The organism is Virgibacillus oceani (genome assembly GCF_014638995.1).
GTDB lineage: Bacteria > Bacillota > Bacilli > Bacillales > Amphibacillaceae > Virgibacillus_E > Virgibacillus_E oceani.
This window is the reverse complement of sequence record NZ_BMFR01000007.1, coordinates 142,580-160,470: the sequence shown is the minus strand read 5'-3', so window position 1 is coordinate 160,470 and position 17,891 is coordinate 142,580. Positions and strand designations below refer to the sequence as shown.

The 17,891-nt window shown below is 39.6% G+C and carries 19 protein-coding genes and 1 pseudogene; 2 read left to right on the top strand and 18 right to left on the bottom strand.

What is annotated here, in order from left to right; translation table 11 throughout:
* Positions 1-22: 22 nt before the first annotated feature.
* Positions 23-964 (bottom strand): nickel ABC transporter permease, encoded by a 942-nt coding sequence (nikB, locus tag IEV74_RS10685; protein ID WP_188455369.1) that lies wholly within the window; start codon positions 962-964, stop codon positions 23-25.
* A gap of 264 nt (positions 965-1,228) precedes the next feature.
* Here nikB and IEV74_RS10680 point away from each other — a divergent pair, with 264 nt between their 5' ends.
* Complete coding sequence (locus tag IEV74_RS10680; protein ID WP_188455368.1) at positions 1,229-1,678, top strand: Lrp/AsnC family transcriptional regulator; 450 nt, start codon at positions 1,229-1,231, stop codon at positions 1,676-1,678.
* 234 nt (positions 1,679-1,912) lie between these two features.
* On the opposite strand, the gene IEV74_RS10675 is transcribed toward IEV74_RS10680, so the two are convergent.
* From IEV74_RS10675 to IEV74_RS10595, 17 genes and pseudogenes are all read right to left on the bottom strand, one after another.
* Entirely contained in the window at positions 1,913-2,368 is a 456-nt protein-coding gene (locus IEV74_RS10675; protein WP_188455367.1) for a hypothetical protein, read from the bottom strand.
* 252 nt (positions 2,369-2,620) lie between these two features.
* Positions 2,621-4,555, bottom strand: coding sequence for an ABC transporter permease (locus IEV74_RS10670; protein ID WP_229683132.1), 1,935 nt, complete (start codon positions 4,553-4,555; stop codon positions 2,621-2,623).
* On the bottom strand, positions 4,539-5,324 hold the full coding sequence (locus IEV74_RS10665) for an ABC transporter ATP-binding protein (protein WP_188455365.1): 786 nt from the start codon (positions 5,322-5,324) through the stop codon (positions 4,539-4,541). The genes IEV74_RS10670 and IEV74_RS10665 overlap by 17 nt, the downstream gene beginning before the upstream one ends.
* A 176-nt stretch (positions 5,325-5,500) precedes the next feature.
* Positions 5,501-6,535 carry a sensor histidine kinase gene (locus IEV74_RS10660; RefSeq protein WP_188455364.1) on the bottom strand — a complete coding sequence of 345 codons (1,035 nt, stop codon included), beginning with the start codon at positions 6,533-6,535 and terminating at the stop codon, positions 5,501-5,503.
* Between the two features lie 38 nt (positions 6,536-6,573).
* A complete protein-coding gene (locus IEV74_RS10655) occupies positions 6,574-7,257 on the bottom strand; it encodes a response regulator transcription factor (RefSeq protein ID WP_188455363.1) in 684 nt (227 codons plus the stop codon).
* Positions 7,258-7,271: 14 nt separating this feature from the next.
* A pseudogene (locus tag IEV74_RS10650) lies at positions 7,272-7,501 on the bottom strand (recombinase family protein); the annotation flags it as partial.
* Between the two features lie 424 nt (positions 7,502-7,925).
* Positions 7,926-8,411, bottom strand: coding sequence for a DinB family protein (locus IEV74_RS10645; RefSeq protein WP_188455362.1), 486 nt, complete (start codon positions 8,409-8,411; stop codon positions 7,926-7,928).
* Positions 8,412-8,510: 99 nt separating this feature from the next.
* The gene (locus tag IEV74_RS10640) at positions 8,511-8,708 is read right to left on the bottom strand and encodes a hypothetical protein (protein ID WP_188455361.1); all 198 of its coding nucleotides are present in this window, start codon (positions 8,706-8,708) and stop codon (positions 8,511-8,513) included.
* Between the two features lie 284 nt (positions 8,709-8,992).
* Entirely contained in the window at positions 8,993-9,241 is a 249-nt protein-coding gene (locus IEV74_RS10635; protein WP_188455360.1) for a hypothetical protein, read from the bottom strand.
* A 365-nt stretch (positions 9,242-9,606) separates the two neighbouring features.
* Positions 9,607-9,750 (bottom strand): hypothetical protein, encoded by a 144-nt coding sequence (locus IEV74_RS10630; protein ID WP_188455359.1) that lies wholly within the window; start codon positions 9,748-9,750, stop codon positions 9,607-9,609.
* Between the two features lie 92 nt (positions 9,751-9,842).
* Positions 9,843-10,136: an RNA polymerase alpha subunit C-terminal domain-containing protein gene (locus IEV74_RS10625; protein WP_188455358.1), complete on the bottom strand. Its 294-nt coding sequence runs from the start codon at positions 10,134-10,136 to the stop codon at positions 9,843-9,845.
* Positions 10,137-10,183: 47 nt separating this feature from the next.
* The gene (locus IEV74_RS10620) at positions 10,184-10,687 is read right to left on the bottom strand and encodes a DinB family protein (protein WP_188455357.1); all 504 of its coding nucleotides are present in this window, start codon (positions 10,685-10,687) and stop codon (positions 10,184-10,186) included.
* Between the two features lie 392 nt (positions 10,688-11,079).
* Positions 11,080-12,891 carry an oligoendopeptidase F gene (gene pepF, locus IEV74_RS10615; protein ID WP_188455356.1) on the bottom strand — a complete coding sequence of 604 codons (1,812 nt, stop codon included), beginning with the start codon at positions 12,889-12,891 and terminating at the stop codon, positions 11,080-11,082.
* Positions 12,892-12,995: 104 nt separating this feature from the next.
* The gene (locus IEV74_RS10610; RefSeq protein ID WP_188455355.1) at positions 12,996-14,183 is read right to left on the bottom strand and encodes a competence protein CoiA; all 1,188 of its coding nucleotides are present in this window, start codon (positions 14,181-14,183) and stop codon (positions 12,996-12,998) included.
* A gap of 107 nt (positions 14,184-14,290) precedes the next feature.
* Complete coding sequence (gene mecA, locus IEV74_RS10605; RefSeq protein ID WP_188455354.1) at positions 14,291-14,983, bottom strand: adaptor protein MecA; 693 nt, start codon at positions 14,981-14,983, stop codon at positions 14,291-14,293.
* Positions 14,984-15,318: 335 nt separating this feature from the next.
* Positions 15,319-15,714: a transcriptional regulator SpxA gene (gene spxA / locus IEV74_RS10600; RefSeq protein ID WP_188455353.1), complete on the bottom strand. Its 396-nt coding sequence runs from the start codon at positions 15,712-15,714 to the stop codon at positions 15,319-15,321.
* A 286-nt stretch (positions 15,715-16,000) separates the two neighbouring features.
* Positions 16,001-16,594: a GNAT family N-acetyltransferase gene (locus IEV74_RS10595; RefSeq protein WP_188455352.1), complete on the bottom strand. Its 594-nt coding sequence runs from the start codon at positions 16,592-16,594 to the stop codon at positions 16,001-16,003.
* 386 nt (positions 16,595-16,980) lie between these two features.
* Between IEV74_RS10595 and IEV74_RS10590 the strand changes: the two genes are divergently transcribed.
* A complete protein-coding gene (locus IEV74_RS10590; RefSeq protein WP_188455351.1) occupies positions 16,981-17,844 on the top strand; it encodes an AraC family transcriptional regulator in 864 nt (287 codons plus the stop codon).
* Positions 17,845-17,891 lie beyond the last annotated feature (47 nt).

The following is a 17,891-nucleotide window of genomic DNA, read 5'->3' as shown; positions in this document are numbered from 1 at the left end:
TGCCTTCACCACCTTCCTATTTTTAGTTGTACGTTATTCTAGGATCAATAAATGCGTAAATTACATCTACTATTAAATTAACGAATACAAAGATAGCTGCTACTAATAGCACGGTTCCCTGCACGATTGGAAAATCCCTCGCCGCAATTGCATCAATCATTAATCTGCCAATCCCATTAATAGCAAATACTTGCTCGGTAATGATGGTACCTCCCAATAATCCGCCAAAATTTATTCCGATAACTGTAACAACGGGGATCATCGCATTCCTCAAAGCGTGAATCCAAATCAACGAACGCTGCTTGACCCCTTTTGCTTTTGCAGTACGAATATAATCTGATCGAATTACCTCTAACATTGCCGATCTGCTCATCCGGGCAATTAAGGCTGCTGAGGCAGTTCCTAATGTAATAGCCGGTAAAATCAATTCTTTCATTCCCTCAATGGTATATATAGGGGCACTTAATCCTCCCACTGGAAGCCATTGCAAATTTACGGCAAATACAAGGATTAACATGGCACCCAGCCAGAAATTCGGTATGGACACCCCCGCCAATGCAAAAGTCGTGCTGGACAGGTCAATCCAGGAATTTTGCTTTATTGCGGAAATGATCCCTGTAACAATTCCAATGATTATGGCTACTATCATACTTGCAGTTGCAAGCTTTATCGTATTTGGAAATCGGGTTATGATGGCATCTGTTACCGATTGGCCAGTTTGGAAGGAATACCCAAAGTCTCCTTGTAAAATTCCACCCAAATAATCTGCATATTGGACAATTACTGGTCTATCTAATCCTAAATTATCCCTAATCGCCTCAAGGTCTGAAGCACTTGCTGTTGGTCCGCCAATAATAGTTGCTGGATCCCCTGGGGCAATGTGCATACTCATAAATACTAAAAATGAAATACCCAGCAGCAGTAAAATCAATTGAAGAAATCTCCTAACTATTAATCCAATCACTCTATCCCTCCTTTATTATGATTTATAGAATTTTTCATACTATTTATTAAATTATTAACATAATACAAAAGCGTGAATTAAATGTCAATATAATTTCGAACAAAAGTAAGCTATAATTTAAAAATAGCTTTCATATAGAAGTATGATTTCACAAAACTGATTTCATTTTGTATAATTGTATGTGTATTCTAGAAAAAAGGTTTTGGTAGTTTTTTACTTTGTGATAACATTTTAAATAAAAAGATTGTTATAGGAGAAAAGTCTATGAAATATGATGAAATTGATCACAAACTTTTAGATGAATTAATTAAAGATGGAAGAATATCATACGTGGAATTAGCGGAAAAAGTAGGATTATCAAGGGTAGCTGTAAAAGATAGAATTCAAAATCTCAAAAATGAGGGCGTAATTGAGAACTTCACCGTTGTCATAAACTCCGAGAAGTTCGGGAAGAAGGTTTCAGCTTTTTTTGAGGTCGATGTCGAGCCGAAACAGCTTCAGGAAGTAGCACAAAACCTTGCAGATAACCCTAACGTTGCTAGTATTTATCAGATGACAGGTCCTAGTACCTTACACATGCATGTTCTGGTAGAAGACTTTAAAATGCTCGAGATATTTATTAATAATGAATTATATTCAGTTGAAGGCATAACACGAGTAGAAAGCTCTGTTCTTTTAAAAAGATTTAAAAGCAGAACTGGTTATAAACTCTGATTTTTTCCACATCAGAAGAAATCAAGGCTTTAAATGATGGGTTATGGAACACGTTTCACTTTCCGGGATTTTTCCCGAGGAAGTGCTGCCTATGGTGAGGAGAATTATAACGTTGATGATTTCATTCCTGTCCGATAAAAATAATCCCTCTTGCACTTTTGAGGGATTATTTCTTTAACTATGCTGCCCCACATAATGGGGGTTGGTCTAATGGTGATTTTATTGTCAGTGCACTTACACCACAAACGTATAGGAAGCCTCGCCATTTGACCATATTGCAAATATTTCAATGACATGATTTCCACTTTGGGATGGCAATGATAATCGTGACTTATTTAATGATAATTGCTTTCCCCGTCCCTCATCTTCCCACAAATATGCCTCCAATTGCGGCTTTGAACCGTCACTAAAATCCACATTAGCGATGGAATCTGCTTCCACTAGCTTTGATTCCATTTCTTCGGCTATTTGATATGGAGCGGCAGCATCAGCAATAACAGCATTGTTTGAAAAAAGTCCTTTAGTTTCCCAACTATAAGTACCTTTCGTTGTTTGGATTTTTTCATCATGTATCATTACAACCGCTTCCGGAGGCTCCTCCTTGACTGGATCTTCCTTCGTTACATTTGAACAACCAACTGAAGCAAATAATAATAACAACACGATGCCTAATAACTTTTTCATTTTCACGACTAACATCCCCTTTTTCATGTTAGACGATAATTGGTTATAAATGTTACATGATGTAAAAATCCATTCGAGCGTTACTCCGAAAGACGGAAACAGAAGATTGCTGCTTTCTACTATTAATTGGCACACCTAAAAAAATCGATTCCCTGTACGATAAGGAATCGATTTTTTTAGGTTGGAAATATGCTTAGCGTACAAAATGTCCGAAATATTGGCGGTACCCTCTATAGCTTATCCCCATTTAAGTGATGGTTATGACATAGCGTTTTTTACAATGTTGCGGTAGTAGCCAATGGTAAACAGTGCGAATACAAGATAAATAACCGTGTAAATTGTCATGGCGATGGATGCCGGTAACGTGGTGTCCGACCGGATCATAAATGAAGCCGCCTTGATAGCAAAGATCGAATGCAGCATACCGATCGATAGAGGGAGAAGGAACACGATGGCCTGCTTTCGTATAATGCCTTTCATGATCATATTCACGTCAAATCCGAGCTGACGCAACGTCTTAAAGCTTTGCTTTTCCTGCTCGGCTTCGGTCATTTGCTTGAAATACAAGATGCTGCCGGTTGAGATCAAAAAGACAAGTCCAAGGAAAGCTGCGATGAAAATGAGCAAGCCTGTCGTCTGCAGCACTTCTTTGTACTGCGTATAGAAATCATACGTTAGTCGTTCGTCACTGACGTATTTTGCGTTGTATAGAGAGGAAGCTATGGCAAGCTCTTCCTTGTCCGGAACTTGAAACGTATCAAAGCGAATTTTTTTATAACCGTGCGTACCGGCCATTTGTTCTGCGATTTTGTCCATCGTCGCTTCTGACACTAGCATCTGCTTACCGGGAGCATTTAAATTCATGATGTTCCTTTCCTTCAATGTCCTCAATGTATACATAACGGTCTGTCCATGCTGCTCCAGTTTTATTCTGGTTGGATATCGCTTCGACTGCTCATCTAAGTCCCCGGCAAGTGAGGCCCCAGCATTGTACAAAATGGTTTCGCCGTCTGGCGGCACGTTGAGGTCTGCGCCTGTTTGTTTAAGCTGTTCGGCCGGAAGCCATAACAAACTTTCTTCAATCTTGCGGGATTCGTCGTTCGGATCAAGGATGATGCCCATCGTCAGAACCGCTTGAGCGACGTGGTGATTAACATCGATGCCTTCCTTCTCCAACTCCACCTTGAACGACAGCGCCTCCTGCGGTTCGTTTTCAAACATAAAATCATAAGGGAGATCGCGGCGGGTCTCTTGCTCTACGGAGTAGTAGAAGGAGTAAGCCATGGAAATCAGCGTGATGGCCATAACCGACAACACCGTAATCAAAGTAAGAGAGTTGGCATTTGCTTTCATATGGTGCATCAGCGGAGCCATCGACAGGCTGTTTGTTAAGCCCAGGTGTCCATCTTTACGTTTGCGGAACCGGTAAAAGCACCATCTGATCGTAACGCGAAACAATAAGTAAGTCCCTGCAACGATGGATCCGAGCACCAATAGTGAATTGAGGAATAACCGTTCATTAATATGACCCGATAATTCATAGCCGTATCCAATCAGCGCCAGACCGAGCAGGGCGAAAATAGAAGATGTCATCGCTTTGGGCGGCCTAGTGAGATCAGGACGCTTGTCAGCTTGAAACAAATTCAAAAGGGTACTGCGATAAACCTTCAGCATCATCTGAATGGAAGTGATGACGATGATGAGAAGATAGACCATCAACGTTTTAAAAGCCGCTGGTACGGAGAAGCTGATGTCGACTATCCCTTCTAAGCCAAGCAGATTCAACAAAATCAGGACGAACAGCCTTGAAATCAACGCTCCGAAAATGATCGCAGCAAATAGTGCACCTAAACCAAGCAGTATATTCTCGATCATTAGATATCGGGCTACCCAGCCTTTGGTAAGACCAATCAGCTGATATAGTCCGATTTCTCGACTGCGCCGACGCAGGAAAATGCCGTTGGCTGAGACGGTAAAGATCCCAACAATCACAATCAGCATGACTCCTGCAATTTGAAACCCAGTAGAGAAGTCAACGCTCGGATGTGTCATATTCTGAACAGCCTGATCGTGCTGTAGTGAGGTGAAGACAAAATACAGGCTCATACTAAAGATCAGCGCAAAGAAGTACAAATAATAATGCTTCACATTTTGCCGCATGCTGCGAAGCGCTAATTCAAAAACTGTCAACATGGTCGCCCCCCAGTACAGCTTGCACGTCCAAAATTTCATTAAAGAAAGCATGTCTTGTTTTATCACCGCGGTACAGCTCGGAATAAATCTTCCCGTCTCTTAAAAACACAACACGGCTGCAATAGCTGGAGGCTACCGGATCATGGGTCACCATGACAACTGTGACGCCTCGTTGCTGATTCACCTTCTCCATCACACCCAGTAACGAGGAAGCCGATTTGGAATCCAGAGCACCGGTCGGTTCGTCCGCAAACACGATCGAAGGCTGGTGGATAAGAGCGCGCCCGGCAGCTGTCCGTTGTTTCTGGCCACCTGATATTTCATGCGGATATTTGTGCGACAGTGCTTTAATCTCAAGCACATCGGCGATGGCTGTGAACTCGCTTTCCGCTTTCCGCTTGCTCATTTTGCTAAGGGAGATGGGCAGCAGTATATTTTCCTTCACTGTCAGCGTGTCCAGTAGATTGTAATCCTGGAAGATGAATCCCAGCTTGTTGCGCCGAAAGGCGGAAAGCGCGGTATTACGCAGCTTGGAGATATCTGCGCCATCGATTAAAACCGTTCCATCCGTAGTATGATCAATCGTGGCTAAGACGTTAAGCAATGTCGTCTTGCCTGAGCCGGAAGGACCCATAATGCCGACAAATTCATTGCGGGTGACGCGTAAATCTATTCCTTTTAATACATGGTGTGCATTTCCTTTGGTACCAAATGTTTTGAGGACATTTCGTGCTTGTAAAATGGTTTCTCCTACATTCAACTGAACCATAACGTACCTCCAAATCATAATTGTTGCTTGATGATAACTTTATTATACGGATGGATTTTCCGCTGGTCGTACGTTTCACATGACAATATGGCAAGACAACGTGACAATATTGTCACGTTCACTATTCCACACCAAAAAACAGCCAGGAACAATCCTGACTGCTTTATAGCTGGATATTACTCGCGCACCCCTCTTCGGACAGCTTCGAATGCGTTGGGATTGACAAAGATCATTCGCATCACCGTACCTTTCGTTTGACCGGGTTGCGCTTTAAGGGTAATACCTAATTTATCTGCAACTGTTTTTGCAAGATAGAGCCCAAGTCCAGTCGCTGCGTTTTGAATCCTGCCGTTTTCGCCCGTGAAGCCTTTGTCAAAGATACGCGGCAAATCGTGGGGCTGTATTCCCGGTCCTTCATCGATGACATCCAAAAAGACTTGGCCTGTCTCCGTTACATCTGTCACAATCATTAGTGCCGTATTCGCAGGATTATATTTCACGGCATTCGTTAACAGTTGCCGAAGGATGAAGCGGCACCATTTTCGGTCTGTAATGGCCTTTACATCCGGTCCTTCGATACTGACCGCCAGATTTTTTTCCATACACCATGGCGAAAGCTCCCGTACTTCTTCCGCGGCAAGTCGCTGTATGGAGGCCAATTCAAGAACATAGTCTGATTCAATCGCGGGCAGACGTGTCATATGCAACTGACGGTCGACCAACAAATACACCCGCAACCATTCCGCTTCAATTTTACGTATTTCCGGATCACTTGGCAGGGCGTCCAGGATTAGCTTCATGGCGGTGAGAGGAGTCTTCACCTCATGGATCCACGAGGCCGTGAATTCATTCTTGATCAGTTGAATTTCTTTATAGTCAGAAAGCTTTCTATTGAACTGAAGGGAGGCCTCCCGTAAGATGTCGTTGGTCACTTGATCTAGGCCGTTCCCAGGCTCAGGAAGTGTCTCGATCCAGTCTAAGGCCATGTCTTCCTGCAGAGCAGCCAACGCAGCGGCATATCTTGTCTCTCTTTTAAAGCGCCATATGAAAAACAGGAGAAAGGACAAAATAAATAAGGTGTTAAAATAAAGGAGAGAAGCAGATGTGAACTGGATGCCTCGATCAAGCAGGATCAGGGCATTGGCCAAGCCGAGCAAGCCGGCAAACAGTAAAATCCAGCTTTTCCTTGCATCAACGTAACGGATAAACATGGCACGGTTTCCCCCTATCAGTACATGTTCATAACTCTCTATAAAGTGATGGCCATATAACCCAGCCCTTTTTTTGTCACAATAGCGTCTGCCAAATCGATTGTCGCAAGCTTCTGCCGCAAACGGGTTATATTCGCCGTAAGGGTATTGTCGTTCACGAACTGCTCGTCCTCCCACAGCTTTCGTATCAAGTCATGGCGCGAGATAATGACATCGTTCGATCTCACGAGCGTGATCAATATAAAAAATTCGTTTTTTGTTAAATCCACTTCTTTCCCAGCGTTTCGAATTACACCTCGATTCAAATCAATCAAGGCGCCGTTCCATTCAAGAATATCCGGTTGCTCTTCGCCATAAGCATATGTCCTCCGAAGAATGGCTTGAATTTTGGCATAAAGCACGTCTGTATGAAACGGCTTCTGGATGAAGTCATCCGCCCCCATGTTCAGCGCCATGACCATATCCATTGGGTGATCGCGGGAGGAAAGGAAAACAATGGGTACTTTGGATACAGCGCGAATCTCGCGAGACCAATGAAAACCGTCAAATTTCGGGAGCATGACATCCATGATAACGAGCTGAGGCTGCTGTTCGAGAAATGAACGCATCACACCTTCAAAATCATCTGGTCTCGTGACCCGGAACGACCAAGCCTCTAGACCTTTCTTCAACGCAGCAAACAAAGCATCATCATCTTCAACTACAAATATGTTTATCTTCATTCGAGCTTGCCTCCTAGTAACGCAAATAAATCTCTTGTGCTCCGGGTAATCGGGTAAGGTCTGTAACAAAAATCGTATCATCTGCCCGTAGTTCATCTAACATTTGTAGCCCTGGTCGGCGTTGTTTAGCTCCGGATAACTTTTCTTCAAATATGATATCCATTCCTATTTATTCGAGTTGCTTGTATTAACTTGCAGGATTCTGATCAACAGAACTGACCCTTACATAACCGATTCTTCTCATAATTTCCATCCCAATTTTGAAACAAGTCACATGGGATATGTTGAAACCCCATTTTACCACTCATTTACGTTTGTTCCAATAGGGTAGACCCTAACGAAATAAAAAATAGACTGACAGCAAAAACTGAGCAGCCCATAAATACCATGTTATTTCATTAATGCGCCCGACCGTATTGCGGAGAGGCCCTTTGGTTCACATATAATTCAATGAATTCTGTAAGGTTTTTAACGTTTCTAACAAATCTTTATATTTTTCCTTACCCAAACCATTTTCAACTTTTTCTTGTATCTGTAACCAAATAGGTGTTGCTTCTTCTAATTTGGCAAGGCCGAATGTGCAACAAAATTTCTCATTTCATTTTCCTCTTTTCTTTAAGATATCAAATACGATATTCAAAAGTGCAATACGGTTTTGTCAATGTCGTTTAGCTACGATCCCAAAACATTGGCGGTTCAATTCCTAAACATCTTAGATATGTGTAACCTTGGGCACGGTGATGGATTTCATTCTCAAGGGCATATTGTAGCCAATCGATTGGTGGTGCATCTGGACCTGCAAATGCGGGAGGTGCAGTATGAAATGTGCGTAGCTGTTCCTCGGAGATGGCTGGCCATACTCGAGCTGTGTAATTTCTTGTATCGTCCAATATTGTAAAAAGTTCTTTTGCATCGGAGATTTCTGGATGAGTTGCTTCATCAGGCACCCACTCCCAAATATCCTCTCTCAATCCGCGAATAAAAAAATGTTCCAAACCTGCTATTTCTAATAACATTCTTGCAAAAGGGCGCATTGAGGGAACGGGTGTCGCTTTGATCAACTGTTCATCCGAAAAACGATGTGCAACCTTAATTGTAAGCTGACGATTGTCCTCCCAAGTCTTCCAAAAGTAATCTTTTAAACTAGAGCTCATTTTGTCCTTCACTCCTTCACAAAAATATATTTATTCAAGCTTACTCTGATAATGGCGTCATTGGACCTGATTTTTTAAGAGTTAAACAACAATCTTAAACTAACCTTTACTCATTAGTTCAATAACAGCTGGTGTTCCTGAAGAAATCTTGTCGATTCTAACAGAGATTAGGATAGGAATAGGGATTGCTACTGATATTACTCTGAGTTTTTGCTTTTTGTCATGTTTACTATGCTTGTATAAATTTTTTGCAAACGTATCTATATCTTCTTCATTAAGTGAAAAATTAAATTTCATCTTTATACACCAATTCTCCCCATACCTATACTTCAATTAAGCACATGTTATTTCTCCAAAATTACCCGCTTCGGACATAATTACATAATTCCTCGGCGACTGCATAATTAGCGTTATATGACACATTAGAAATCACTTTCAGTGGGTAATCGGCTTTGTTTGACCAACTTTGGAATATGTTTTAACATAACCTGTATCATCATATTCTCCATAAGTAATTAATACTACAATTTAACTGAATTTCATCTTCTATTTAAAAAAAAGAGCGCGTATTTAGCGCTCTCTTAGTTACTATTCCTGTTTTTTAAAATATATAGTTCTTTTTCCATCTTATTTACCTTGTCAACAATAAAATCCATTTCATTAATTCTTGATTCATTAGTTAATTCAAACTGTCCACCAATACCTTCTAGTTTGGCTTCGACAGTATCAAATCGATTATGCATTTCCGATTTTAAAGAATGAATATCTGATTTCATACTTTTCATTTCTTTATTTATTTCGGTAAGTAAATCAAAAATTTGCTTATCCACTTCATCACCCCTATGTGATTATTATAATTGATATTAGTTAAATAAGCACTACCCTTTTAAAAGTATCGTTAGTTCTGCAAGCGTGCCCTTTACCTTGAATAAAGCTAAAGCAGAATTTTCAATACAACTTCATTTCACATTATTTCGCCAGTTTTTATAAAACCTGCATTTCCATACCACTTTATGGTATTAACATTATCTGGTTCTACACTTGTGTAAAACTCAATGCTTCTATATGTATTTTAATACGTTCTAATAATTGAATTACTGCTTCCTTTTAATGTACAACTGCACAAGCACCAAAAAACACCTAAGAATAAGGTGCTAATGGAAGGTAACTATCTTTTCAAAAATAGATATCAGTTTTACAAATTCTGCTTGTTAACTGATTGCTCGAGCAAAGCAATAATCCGCTCATTTTGATTAATCATGATATTATTTTGTTTTTGTATTTTCTTAAAATCAAACAGATATACAATTAATACGATAGCTAAGAAGAAAAATGCCATGCGCCCCATCCCCTCTCTTCTACATCGACAATATATTTTCGTCTACATCAATCCTGTCTATTGATTCTAACGTGTACTATCAAATAATTCCATTAGTTCCTAAAGGATAACCCATCTTCCGTTAAAGCAGTCCTAAGCTTTGGTAATGAAGATGGTCCCATCCCGTGAAATTGCAATATCTCTTTTTCGCTATATGTTGCCAACTCCTCCAACGAAGTTATGCCATTGTTCTCCAACGCCCTCCGTGCAGGTGCAGAAAGCAAGGAAAGAAAACCATTTTCCGGTTTACGTTCTTGCTCACAAATTGGGCAGGTTGGACAGTCACTGCTTTTATAATACTTGTGCCCTTTATCGCAAATTCTCACAGTCTTCTCTGAATCTGGCATTTACATACTCCTCCTTCTTATGAATGTTAAACTAATTCGTCTGAACTTTATTTCAAGAGAAAATAAACGTAATCAGTAGGTACACCTTTTTCACCTTGTTGACGCAGCATCGCCGTAACATTTCCACGGTGATAAGTCCCGTGATTCACGACATGGTGAATCAAATCAGCAATAATAAACTCACAGCTGCCATATTTCGGGTGCTCGGTAATGAAGACACTTTCAAGATCCTGTTTCTCATCTAAAAAACTGTAAAATTCCTTTGAAAGCGCACCATATAAAGATTCAAGCTGATCGATTGATGCCCCCGCTGCTTCTGACTTTCCACGTTCAACTTCTCTAACCGTATCATCAAAACTGCTTTCGTTCATTGTCTTAAGCCAAGTTATATCTGTTGCATACAGATGAACAAGAACTTCTTTTATTGATGGGAAAACACTTTTAATAGTACCATTATAAATTCCTTCAGGCAGCTGCCTTAGGTGATGGAATACTTGCTGATTAGCCCAAACGTGGTAATCATACATCTTTATTGCCCTGTTATTTTCCATTTTTTTAATCCCCCTTTTGAGTAAAAACAACTATACTGCAATCGCCAAATTTAGTGGAAGCTCCGAATGAATGGCTCAGAATGTAAAGTTCCCCCGCAACCGCCCAATTTAATAAACATATCCATGAGAAAATTCCTTTCAAACTAGCTTTTCCACTATTTCCATATTCATTATAACAAAAATTCCCTGAATTTAGATGATTCTGTATACGCATGTGCTACCTTTTTGAATTACACGGATTATGCGTACTCCCCCGTGTTTATGCCCCCGCCAACTATTTAGCGACCTCCCCACGTGATTGCACGCGCAAAGAGTTACACATCTAACTCCATGAAAAAGCTATCAAACCATAAAAGATCTGATAGCTTTTTCATTCCATATGTCTTACCTTATTACTTCAGCAGCATCTGCTCCAGCTCGTTCAGCTTCTCTTCAAATACGTCTAATGCTGCTAAAATTGGCTGTTTAGACGTCATATCAACGCCTGCTTTTTTCAATACCTCAATCGGATAGTCACTGCTGCCGGCTTTGAGGAAATCCAGATAGCGATCAACTGCGCCTTCTTCGCCGGAAAGAATTTTACCAGCCAGTGCAGTAGCTGCTGAAAATCCTGTAGCATATTGATAGACATAATAATTGTAATAGAAATGTGGGATGCGTGCCCATTCTAAGCCAATTTCTTCATCCGAAACAACTGCTTCACCGTAATACTTTTTGTTAAGATCGTAATAGATTTCAGTTAGTTTTTCTGCGGTTAATGGTTCGCCGTTTTGTATTCGCATATGAATATCATGCTCGAATTCGGCAAACATGGTTTGACGAAATACTGTGCCGCGGAAGCCTTCCAGGTAATGATTAAGCAAATAAAGCTTTTGTTTCTCATCGTCTAAATGTTCCAGCATATAATCATTTAACAATGCCTCATTGCACGTTGAAGCTACCTCTGCCACGAAAATGGAATAATTCCCATAACGGAACGGCTGAGATTTTCGCGTGTAATAGCTGTGAACAGAATGGCCAAGTTCATGCGCCAATGTGAACAAGTCATTAACCTTATCCTGCCAGTTTAATAAAATGTATGGGTTTGTTCCATATGCACCAGATGAATAGGCTCCACTGCGCTTGCCTTTATTTTCTTCAACATCGATCCAGCGATTTTCAAAGCCTTCTTTTAAAACGTTCAAATAATCCTCGCCAAGCGGTGCTAAGCCGTCCAGAACATATTCTTTCGCTTTATCGTAAGGAATGTCCATATCTACATTTTGAACAAGTGGTGTATACATGTCGAACATATGCAGTTCATTTAGTTCAAGAACCTTTTTACGCAATTCCGTGTATCGGTGCAGCAATGGTAATTTATCATTTACTGCTTCAACTAAATTATCGTAAACCTGTTCATCAATATTATTGTTGTCCAGTGCTGCCTGTCTTGCAGAATCGTAATGGCGGATCTTCGCACTGAAATTATCTGATTTAACCGTCCCCGTCAGCGTTGATGCGAACGTATTCTTAAATTTGCCATACGTATCATACATTGCTTTAAACGCGTCTTCCCGGACACGGCGGTCTTTTGATTCCAAAAACCCGACATAGCGCCCATGAGTCAGGTCAACTTCCTCGCCTTTTTCATTTTTAATAGCGGGGAAGGTTAGGTCGGCATTATTCAGCATGCCAAATGTATTGGATGCACTTGACAAAGGTTCTGATGCCTCGGCCAGCAGCGCTTCTTCCCGTTCACTTAAAATGTGTGCACGCTGCCGGGTAATTTCGTCTAATGTCTTCCCGTATAATTTCAGTTCCTCTTTTTCCTCAAGGAAACCGTTTAATTTAGCTTCATCAATCGTCAGAATCTCTGGAACAATATAGCTCATGGAACTGGATGCCAATGTTAAAATGTTCTCGGCTTTTGAATTCATTTCCTGGTACTTGGAATTGGTCGTATCCTGGTCGTTACGCATGTGCGCATATGTAAATAATTTGCCAAGCCGTTCCGAAACCTCGTCCTGCAATTTAAATAATTCATAAAGATTAGCAGCAGATTCCCCTATTTTCCCTTGGTAGTTCTCCACTTTAGGAATATCTGCTTTAAGGCTTTGATATTCCTCTTCCCATGCTTCATCTGTTGGAAAAATATCTTCCAGTCTCCACGTCAGTTCCTCAGGTATCTCACTTCGTTTAGGTAATTCTTTCGTTCCTTTAGCCAATTGAATTTCCTCCTTTTAATCTCTACACTATATCTTTCTCCAAAAATGCCTGAAAATCCTCCAAAGCATCACTTATTTTACTAGTATAACGAATATCCTCTTAATCATGCCTGAATTTTGTTTGGAAGAGTTGTCTGTAAAGCATGAATTACCTTCTCGTCTGCTTCTAATGCATCTTCAACGTTTTTATGGAATTTAATCTCCGTTACCTTCATAAAAAGCTCAGAAGAAAGCTGCTTTACCACACGCAGTTTTGTTAACAGGTGTAAGTACTCCCAGATTGGATTAGCATGTGATTTAATTAGTGGAAAGCTTGATGGGGAAATAAGGTGATTTCTTAGCAAGTGCCTGCATGCGGAGTAAGAAAATTGCCCTCCTATTGGCAGCAGATCCAGAATATCAAGTAACAGGCGGCATTGCCAGTCCCATGCAGCACTTTTCATTAGATACTGTGAAGCAACTGGAAGATGGACTATTGAAGGAAGAAATTCAATGTGTGTTTGTTTTAAATACAGCCATTGGTGAAAGGCGAGTTCCCGTCCACGAAGATGGTGGCGCTGCTGCAGCCGGAAACGCCGCTTTTCCCTTATCCATAAATGATACAATGTATTGTCGCCAAGCGGATTATGCTGAAATAAATCGGTGAGTTTCATTTGATTCAGTTGGTAAATACGAATTTTTCCGACCGAGCGATTCAAACTTGTAAGCTGAATATCCTGAAACAAAATAAATTGAAGCGTGTCGGGACAAAAGAAATAAAGTGTTGGTGGAAAGGTTTGTGAGAACTGATGAATGAAATGGAGAAGAAATTGATTCATTTTCAGATGGTGTTGCGTTAAGCGGGAGAAGCGATTGGCACCCAATATCCAGATCGGGGTAATTCCTGCTCGTTTATACCCCTCATTTCGGCTGTTTATTTGCTCAACCGGAACCCTGGCGCTTTGAAATTCCAGTGCAATTATTTTTTTGCCAATGTTAATCAGTAAATCGGGGCGTTGATTAATTACCGGCATATGGACTTCTAATTCTGCATCAATCTGTTGTTGTTTTAGCCATTGAAGTAAAATAAGTTTGCCTTTTTCATGATAGTGGCCTTCCCCGCCTTCATATGAAGGGCAGCCAGGTTTAGATCGGTGGGCGAAATGCGGGATCATTTTCGACCCTGCCTTCAATATCACTTGCTCGTTGCAGGATGGGCAGTAAAATTGTTTTTTCCTGTGTTTTGCAATTTCTGTTTTCGTTAACGAAGCAAGCGTCACTAGTTTCCCTTCGTTTGTTTTAGCTCGCAGCATCTATATTAAACACCTCCATTTACTTACTCTTTCGACTCAGATTGACAAATTCCTGCATATTTTGAGGAGATTTTTTTATAAACAAAAAAAGACACCCAATGGATGCCTTAAAGTTGCGCTGGGAAAATGGATTTGACTTGTGAAAATGTGTTATTTTCAAACACCTTTTTCCCATATTCCTCTAGAAAATGAATGGTTATATCCGTATCATTGCCGAACTCAAGAATTTGACTAATTAAGTCTTCCTGGGTATCCTCATCGAGTATGTCCTGTGAAAATTCAATATAGAGATAATAATCATTACTGTAATGGAATAGACTATCTTCTTCAATGCCTGCACTGACGTTTTGAAAATAATGGCTCAATTGAATGACATCCTCAAAATCGCTAAAGCTTACGATTAAAGATAAATTGCCATCTTCCTCATCCGCTTCTGCATATTCACTGTCATCACTGGTACCATACTTATCATCTAACATGCCTTCGATTTTTTCATCAACTGACAGGTCGATCGTTTTTCCATTCTCAGTTGGGATTTCAATATTCTCGCCATTTTTGGATACCTGTGCCTTGGTTACAAGGATTTCTAAGCCTTTTTCCAATGCTTGCACTTGAATCCATAACGGACCTTCGACACTAAAATCCTCTTTATAATTAACTTCTTCCATCATTTGCCAGAATAATTGTTCGCTTCGTTCACGGTTATACCAGATTTCTTCCCTGCCAAAACCGCGATCTTCAATATCGATATAAGAAATATAAAATTTTATTGTGTTTTCATTAATTCTTTCAATATCCATCCTATTTCTCTCCCTTCTCTATATTCGTTAGGTGGAAGAGACAACTTCACCTTCAATTATGCTGCAATTACTGATGCTTCTTATTAGTTCTATTCCCTGGATGGTACATTGCTAACCATTCATTTATATCTATATAGCCATTGTATGACAGAATGCAGCATTTTGAAAATTTAAATGCCTATAATAATTAATTTAATATTTTAACCCAATTTATTTCGTTTGTCATTACCTATCTTGGTTTTTTTATAAAAAAATATGAATGCAAAAACGCAGACCTTAACATGGAGGATCTGCGTTTTATTGTTGTATCAAAGTTCTACATCATTATTTAAACCTTAGTTTACCATGCGTTGGGCTTCGCGTAATTGAAACGTACGCACAGTTCTAGGTAGGAATCGACGAATTTCGTCTTCATTATATCCAACCTGCAGACGTTTTTCATCAAGGATAATTGGTCTGCGTAATAAGCCAGGATTTTGCTGAATTAAATTAAACAAATCCTTTAAAGGCAATTGATCAATATTTACGTCTAATTTCTGAAATACTTTAGAACGGGTCGAGATAATCTCATCAGTTCCATCTTCCGTCATACGCAATATCTCTTTGATCTCATCTAACGACAGCGGCTCCTGAAATATATTTCGTTCAGTGAACGGTATCTCCTGTTCTTCAAGCCATGCTTTTGCCTTTCTGCAAGATGTACAACTTGGTGAGGTATAAAGTGTTACCATGAAACTTCACTCCTCATTTCTATAAGTGTAGGGTCATTTCATAAACATTGAAAAACTTATTAGTTTAAAATAAGTTTAAATAACCGTATATGTATAATTATACTACATTTGTCAAGCAAAAGGTAGAGGGTATCCATGAAAAGTTAATTGAAATTCAAATGTTCACGAAATGTTAATATTTATGTTTAAGATACCCCTAAATTTTTTCAATTAAACCCTTTATTTGAAAAAAAATAGTTCATTTAATGCTCTGCCCCCTGCCCAAGGTCACAAGGGGCTTTTAGCATCAAGCTTTTTCAGGTTCTCTTAAGCTTTCAAAAATATTATCCGATTCACGGCCTTCATCATAACTTAAAACCTCTTCAACTGGCTGATATGATTTCCCGTAAATTTCTTCATCTTTATACGTGTGAATATCTTCATACATTTTTTTCATCTTTTCATAAATGGCATCTTCGGAATCTTCGTTTGGAGACCAATATAGAATTTCCATTGGAGTTTCTTCATTTGTAGCAAGTGACCGGCGATTATAACCGATGGACTGTGCGTGGGTAAAGCCTTCTCTTTGATAAAAATGAAGTCTTTTTTCTGTATCCGTGTCCTCATAGTCAACAGGTTCCACTTCTAAAATAATGGGTTTATTCCTCTGTTTAAGCTTCTCGATCAGCTTATGACCAATACCTTGTCCTCTTGATTTTGCTGAAACATATACATAATCTATAAAGATAAATGTGTCAAATTCAGCGTACATCATAACGTGGTAAGGACCTTCATCCTTATAATACACGTCTCCCTTTTCCTTTAGAAGCATTTCCATATGCTCTTTGGATTTCATTTCTTCCACTGGAAAATACTTGTTTAGCTTTTCATACCAATTCATAGATCTACTCCTTTTTTAGTAGTCCTCCCTATTATAACGAAAGATTCACAATTTGTTAAATCGCCTTTTTGAAAAAGCTCCACGTTTAGTTTAACCTGATGATACATTTTAATGAATAGAATTGTTTAAGCGGGACATTTCTGTTGCAGGATCAGCGCATTTAAAGGTTTCATCAGCGGATTTCGCTTTTTTTTCAAGTGTTTTTATTAAATCGATCAGCGGATTTTAATAAATCATCAGCGATTTCGACCAGTTCATCAGCGACCCTCTCCCAAACCTACGTGCGTCATAACAGAAGCAAATTGGCTTCCGATATTTTTTGTATTAAAATAGTCGAGTACTGTTTCATCTGCTTAGCTATAATGTGAGATGAAAGGAGGAAAAATATGCTGCACGAACTTAATCACGTCATTGACTATATTGAAGATCAATTAACGGAAAACCTATCTCTTGAAGCAATTTCCGAATATGCTGGGGTATCTGACTACCACTTTAGAAAGATCTTTTTTTACCTTTCCGGACTGACACTCAGTGAATATATCAAAAACAGAAAATTGTCGGAAGCAAATAAGGATTTATTACAGGGAGAAAAAGTAACCGATGTCGCTTTTAAATATGGTTATCAGTCAATGGATGGTTTTACAAGAGCATTTAAAAAATGGAGCGGATTTTTACCATCAGATGTAATCAAACACGGTGTTAGTAAATCATTTCCCAGACTTTCATTCATCATTACCGTTAAGGGAGGAATCAGTATGGAATTTAGAATTGAAGACAAATCAGCATTTAATTTAGTGGGTGTCAGCAAACGTGTTCCAATGCAGTTTGAAGGAGTTAATAACGAAATTGTAAAACTTGCGGAAAGTATAACAGACGAGCAAAAAGTAGAAATGCATTCGCTTCAAAATATAGAGCCGTTTGAAATTATCAATGCTTCTTTTGAGGCAGATGCCAATTTCCTAAAAGAAGAAGGGGACTTAACACATTTGATAGGCGTTTTAACGACTGATAATCAGGTCAGTGATCGATTAGACAAAGTAGCCGTTGCTGCCTGTACGTGGGCCATATTCCCAAATGAGGGGCCATTCCCTGCAACATTACAAGAAACGATGGCCAAAACATATTCAGAATGGCTTCCTACTTCCGATTATGAATTAATCCATGCACCATCTTTTTCGTTTACTAAAATGAATAAAACTAAGAGAGATTACGCATATAGTGAGGTATGGATACCTGTCCGGAAAAAATAAAAATACGTTAGAACCTGTAAAAAAATTGCATTGTAAAATCATTCATT

Coding starts and splice junctions, on each gene's coding strand:
- IEV74_RS10630 (WP_188455359.1), bottom strand. CDS start 9,750: ATGGCATTTTTCTTCTTAGCTATCGTATTAATTGTATATCTGTTTGAT.
- IEV74_RS10620 (WP_188455357.1), bottom strand. CDS start 10,687: ATGGAAAATAACAGGGCAATAAAGATGTATGATTACCACGTTTGGGCT.
- IEV74_RS10660 (WP_188455364.1), bottom strand. CDS start 6,535: ATGTTTATCCGTTACGTTGATGCAAGGAAAAGCTGGATTTTACTGTTT.
- IEV74_RS10640 (WP_188455361.1), bottom strand. CDS start 8,708: ATGAAATTTAATTTTTCACTTAATGAAGAAGATATAGATACGTTTGCA.
- IEV74_RS10680 (WP_188455368.1), top strand. CDS start 1,229: ATGAAATATGATGAAATTGATCACAAACTTTTAGATGAATTAATTAAA.
- spxA (WP_188455353.1), bottom strand. CDS start 15,714: ATGGTAACACTTTATACCTCACCAAGTTGTACATCTTGCAGAAAGGCA.
- mecA (WP_188455354.1), bottom strand. CDS start 14,983: ATGGATATTGAAAGAATTAATGAAAACACAATAAAATTTTATATTTCT.
- IEV74_RS10670 (WP_229683132.1), bottom strand. CDS start 4,555: ATGTTGACAGTTTTTGAATTAGCGCTTCGCAGCATGCGGCAAAATGTG.
- IEV74_RS10610 (WP_188455355.1), bottom strand. CDS start 14,183: ATGCTGCGAGCTAAAACAAACGAAGGGAAACTAGTGACGCTTGCTTCG.
- IEV74_RS10590 (WP_188455351.1), top strand. CDS start 16,981: ATGCTGCACGAACTTAATCACGTCATTGACTATATTGAAGATCAATTA.
- IEV74_RS10625 (WP_188455358.1), bottom strand. CDS start 10,136: ATGCCAGATTCAGAGAAGACTGTGAGAATTTGCGATAAAGGGCACAAG.
- IEV74_RS10595 (WP_188455352.1), bottom strand. CDS start 16,594: ATGAATTGGTATGAAAAGCTAAACAAGTATTTTCCAGTGGAAGAAATG.
- IEV74_RS10645 (WP_188455362.1), bottom strand. CDS start 8,411: ATGAGCTCTAGTTTAAAAGATTACTTTTGGAAGACTTGGGAGGACAAT.
- IEV74_RS10665 (WP_188455365.1), bottom strand. CDS start 5,324: ATGGTTCAGTTGAATGTAGGAGAAACCATTTTACAAGCACGAAATGTC.
- IEV74_RS10655 (WP_188455363.1), bottom strand. CDS start 7,257: ATGAAGATAAACATATTTGTAGTTGAAGATGATGATGCTTTGTTTGCT.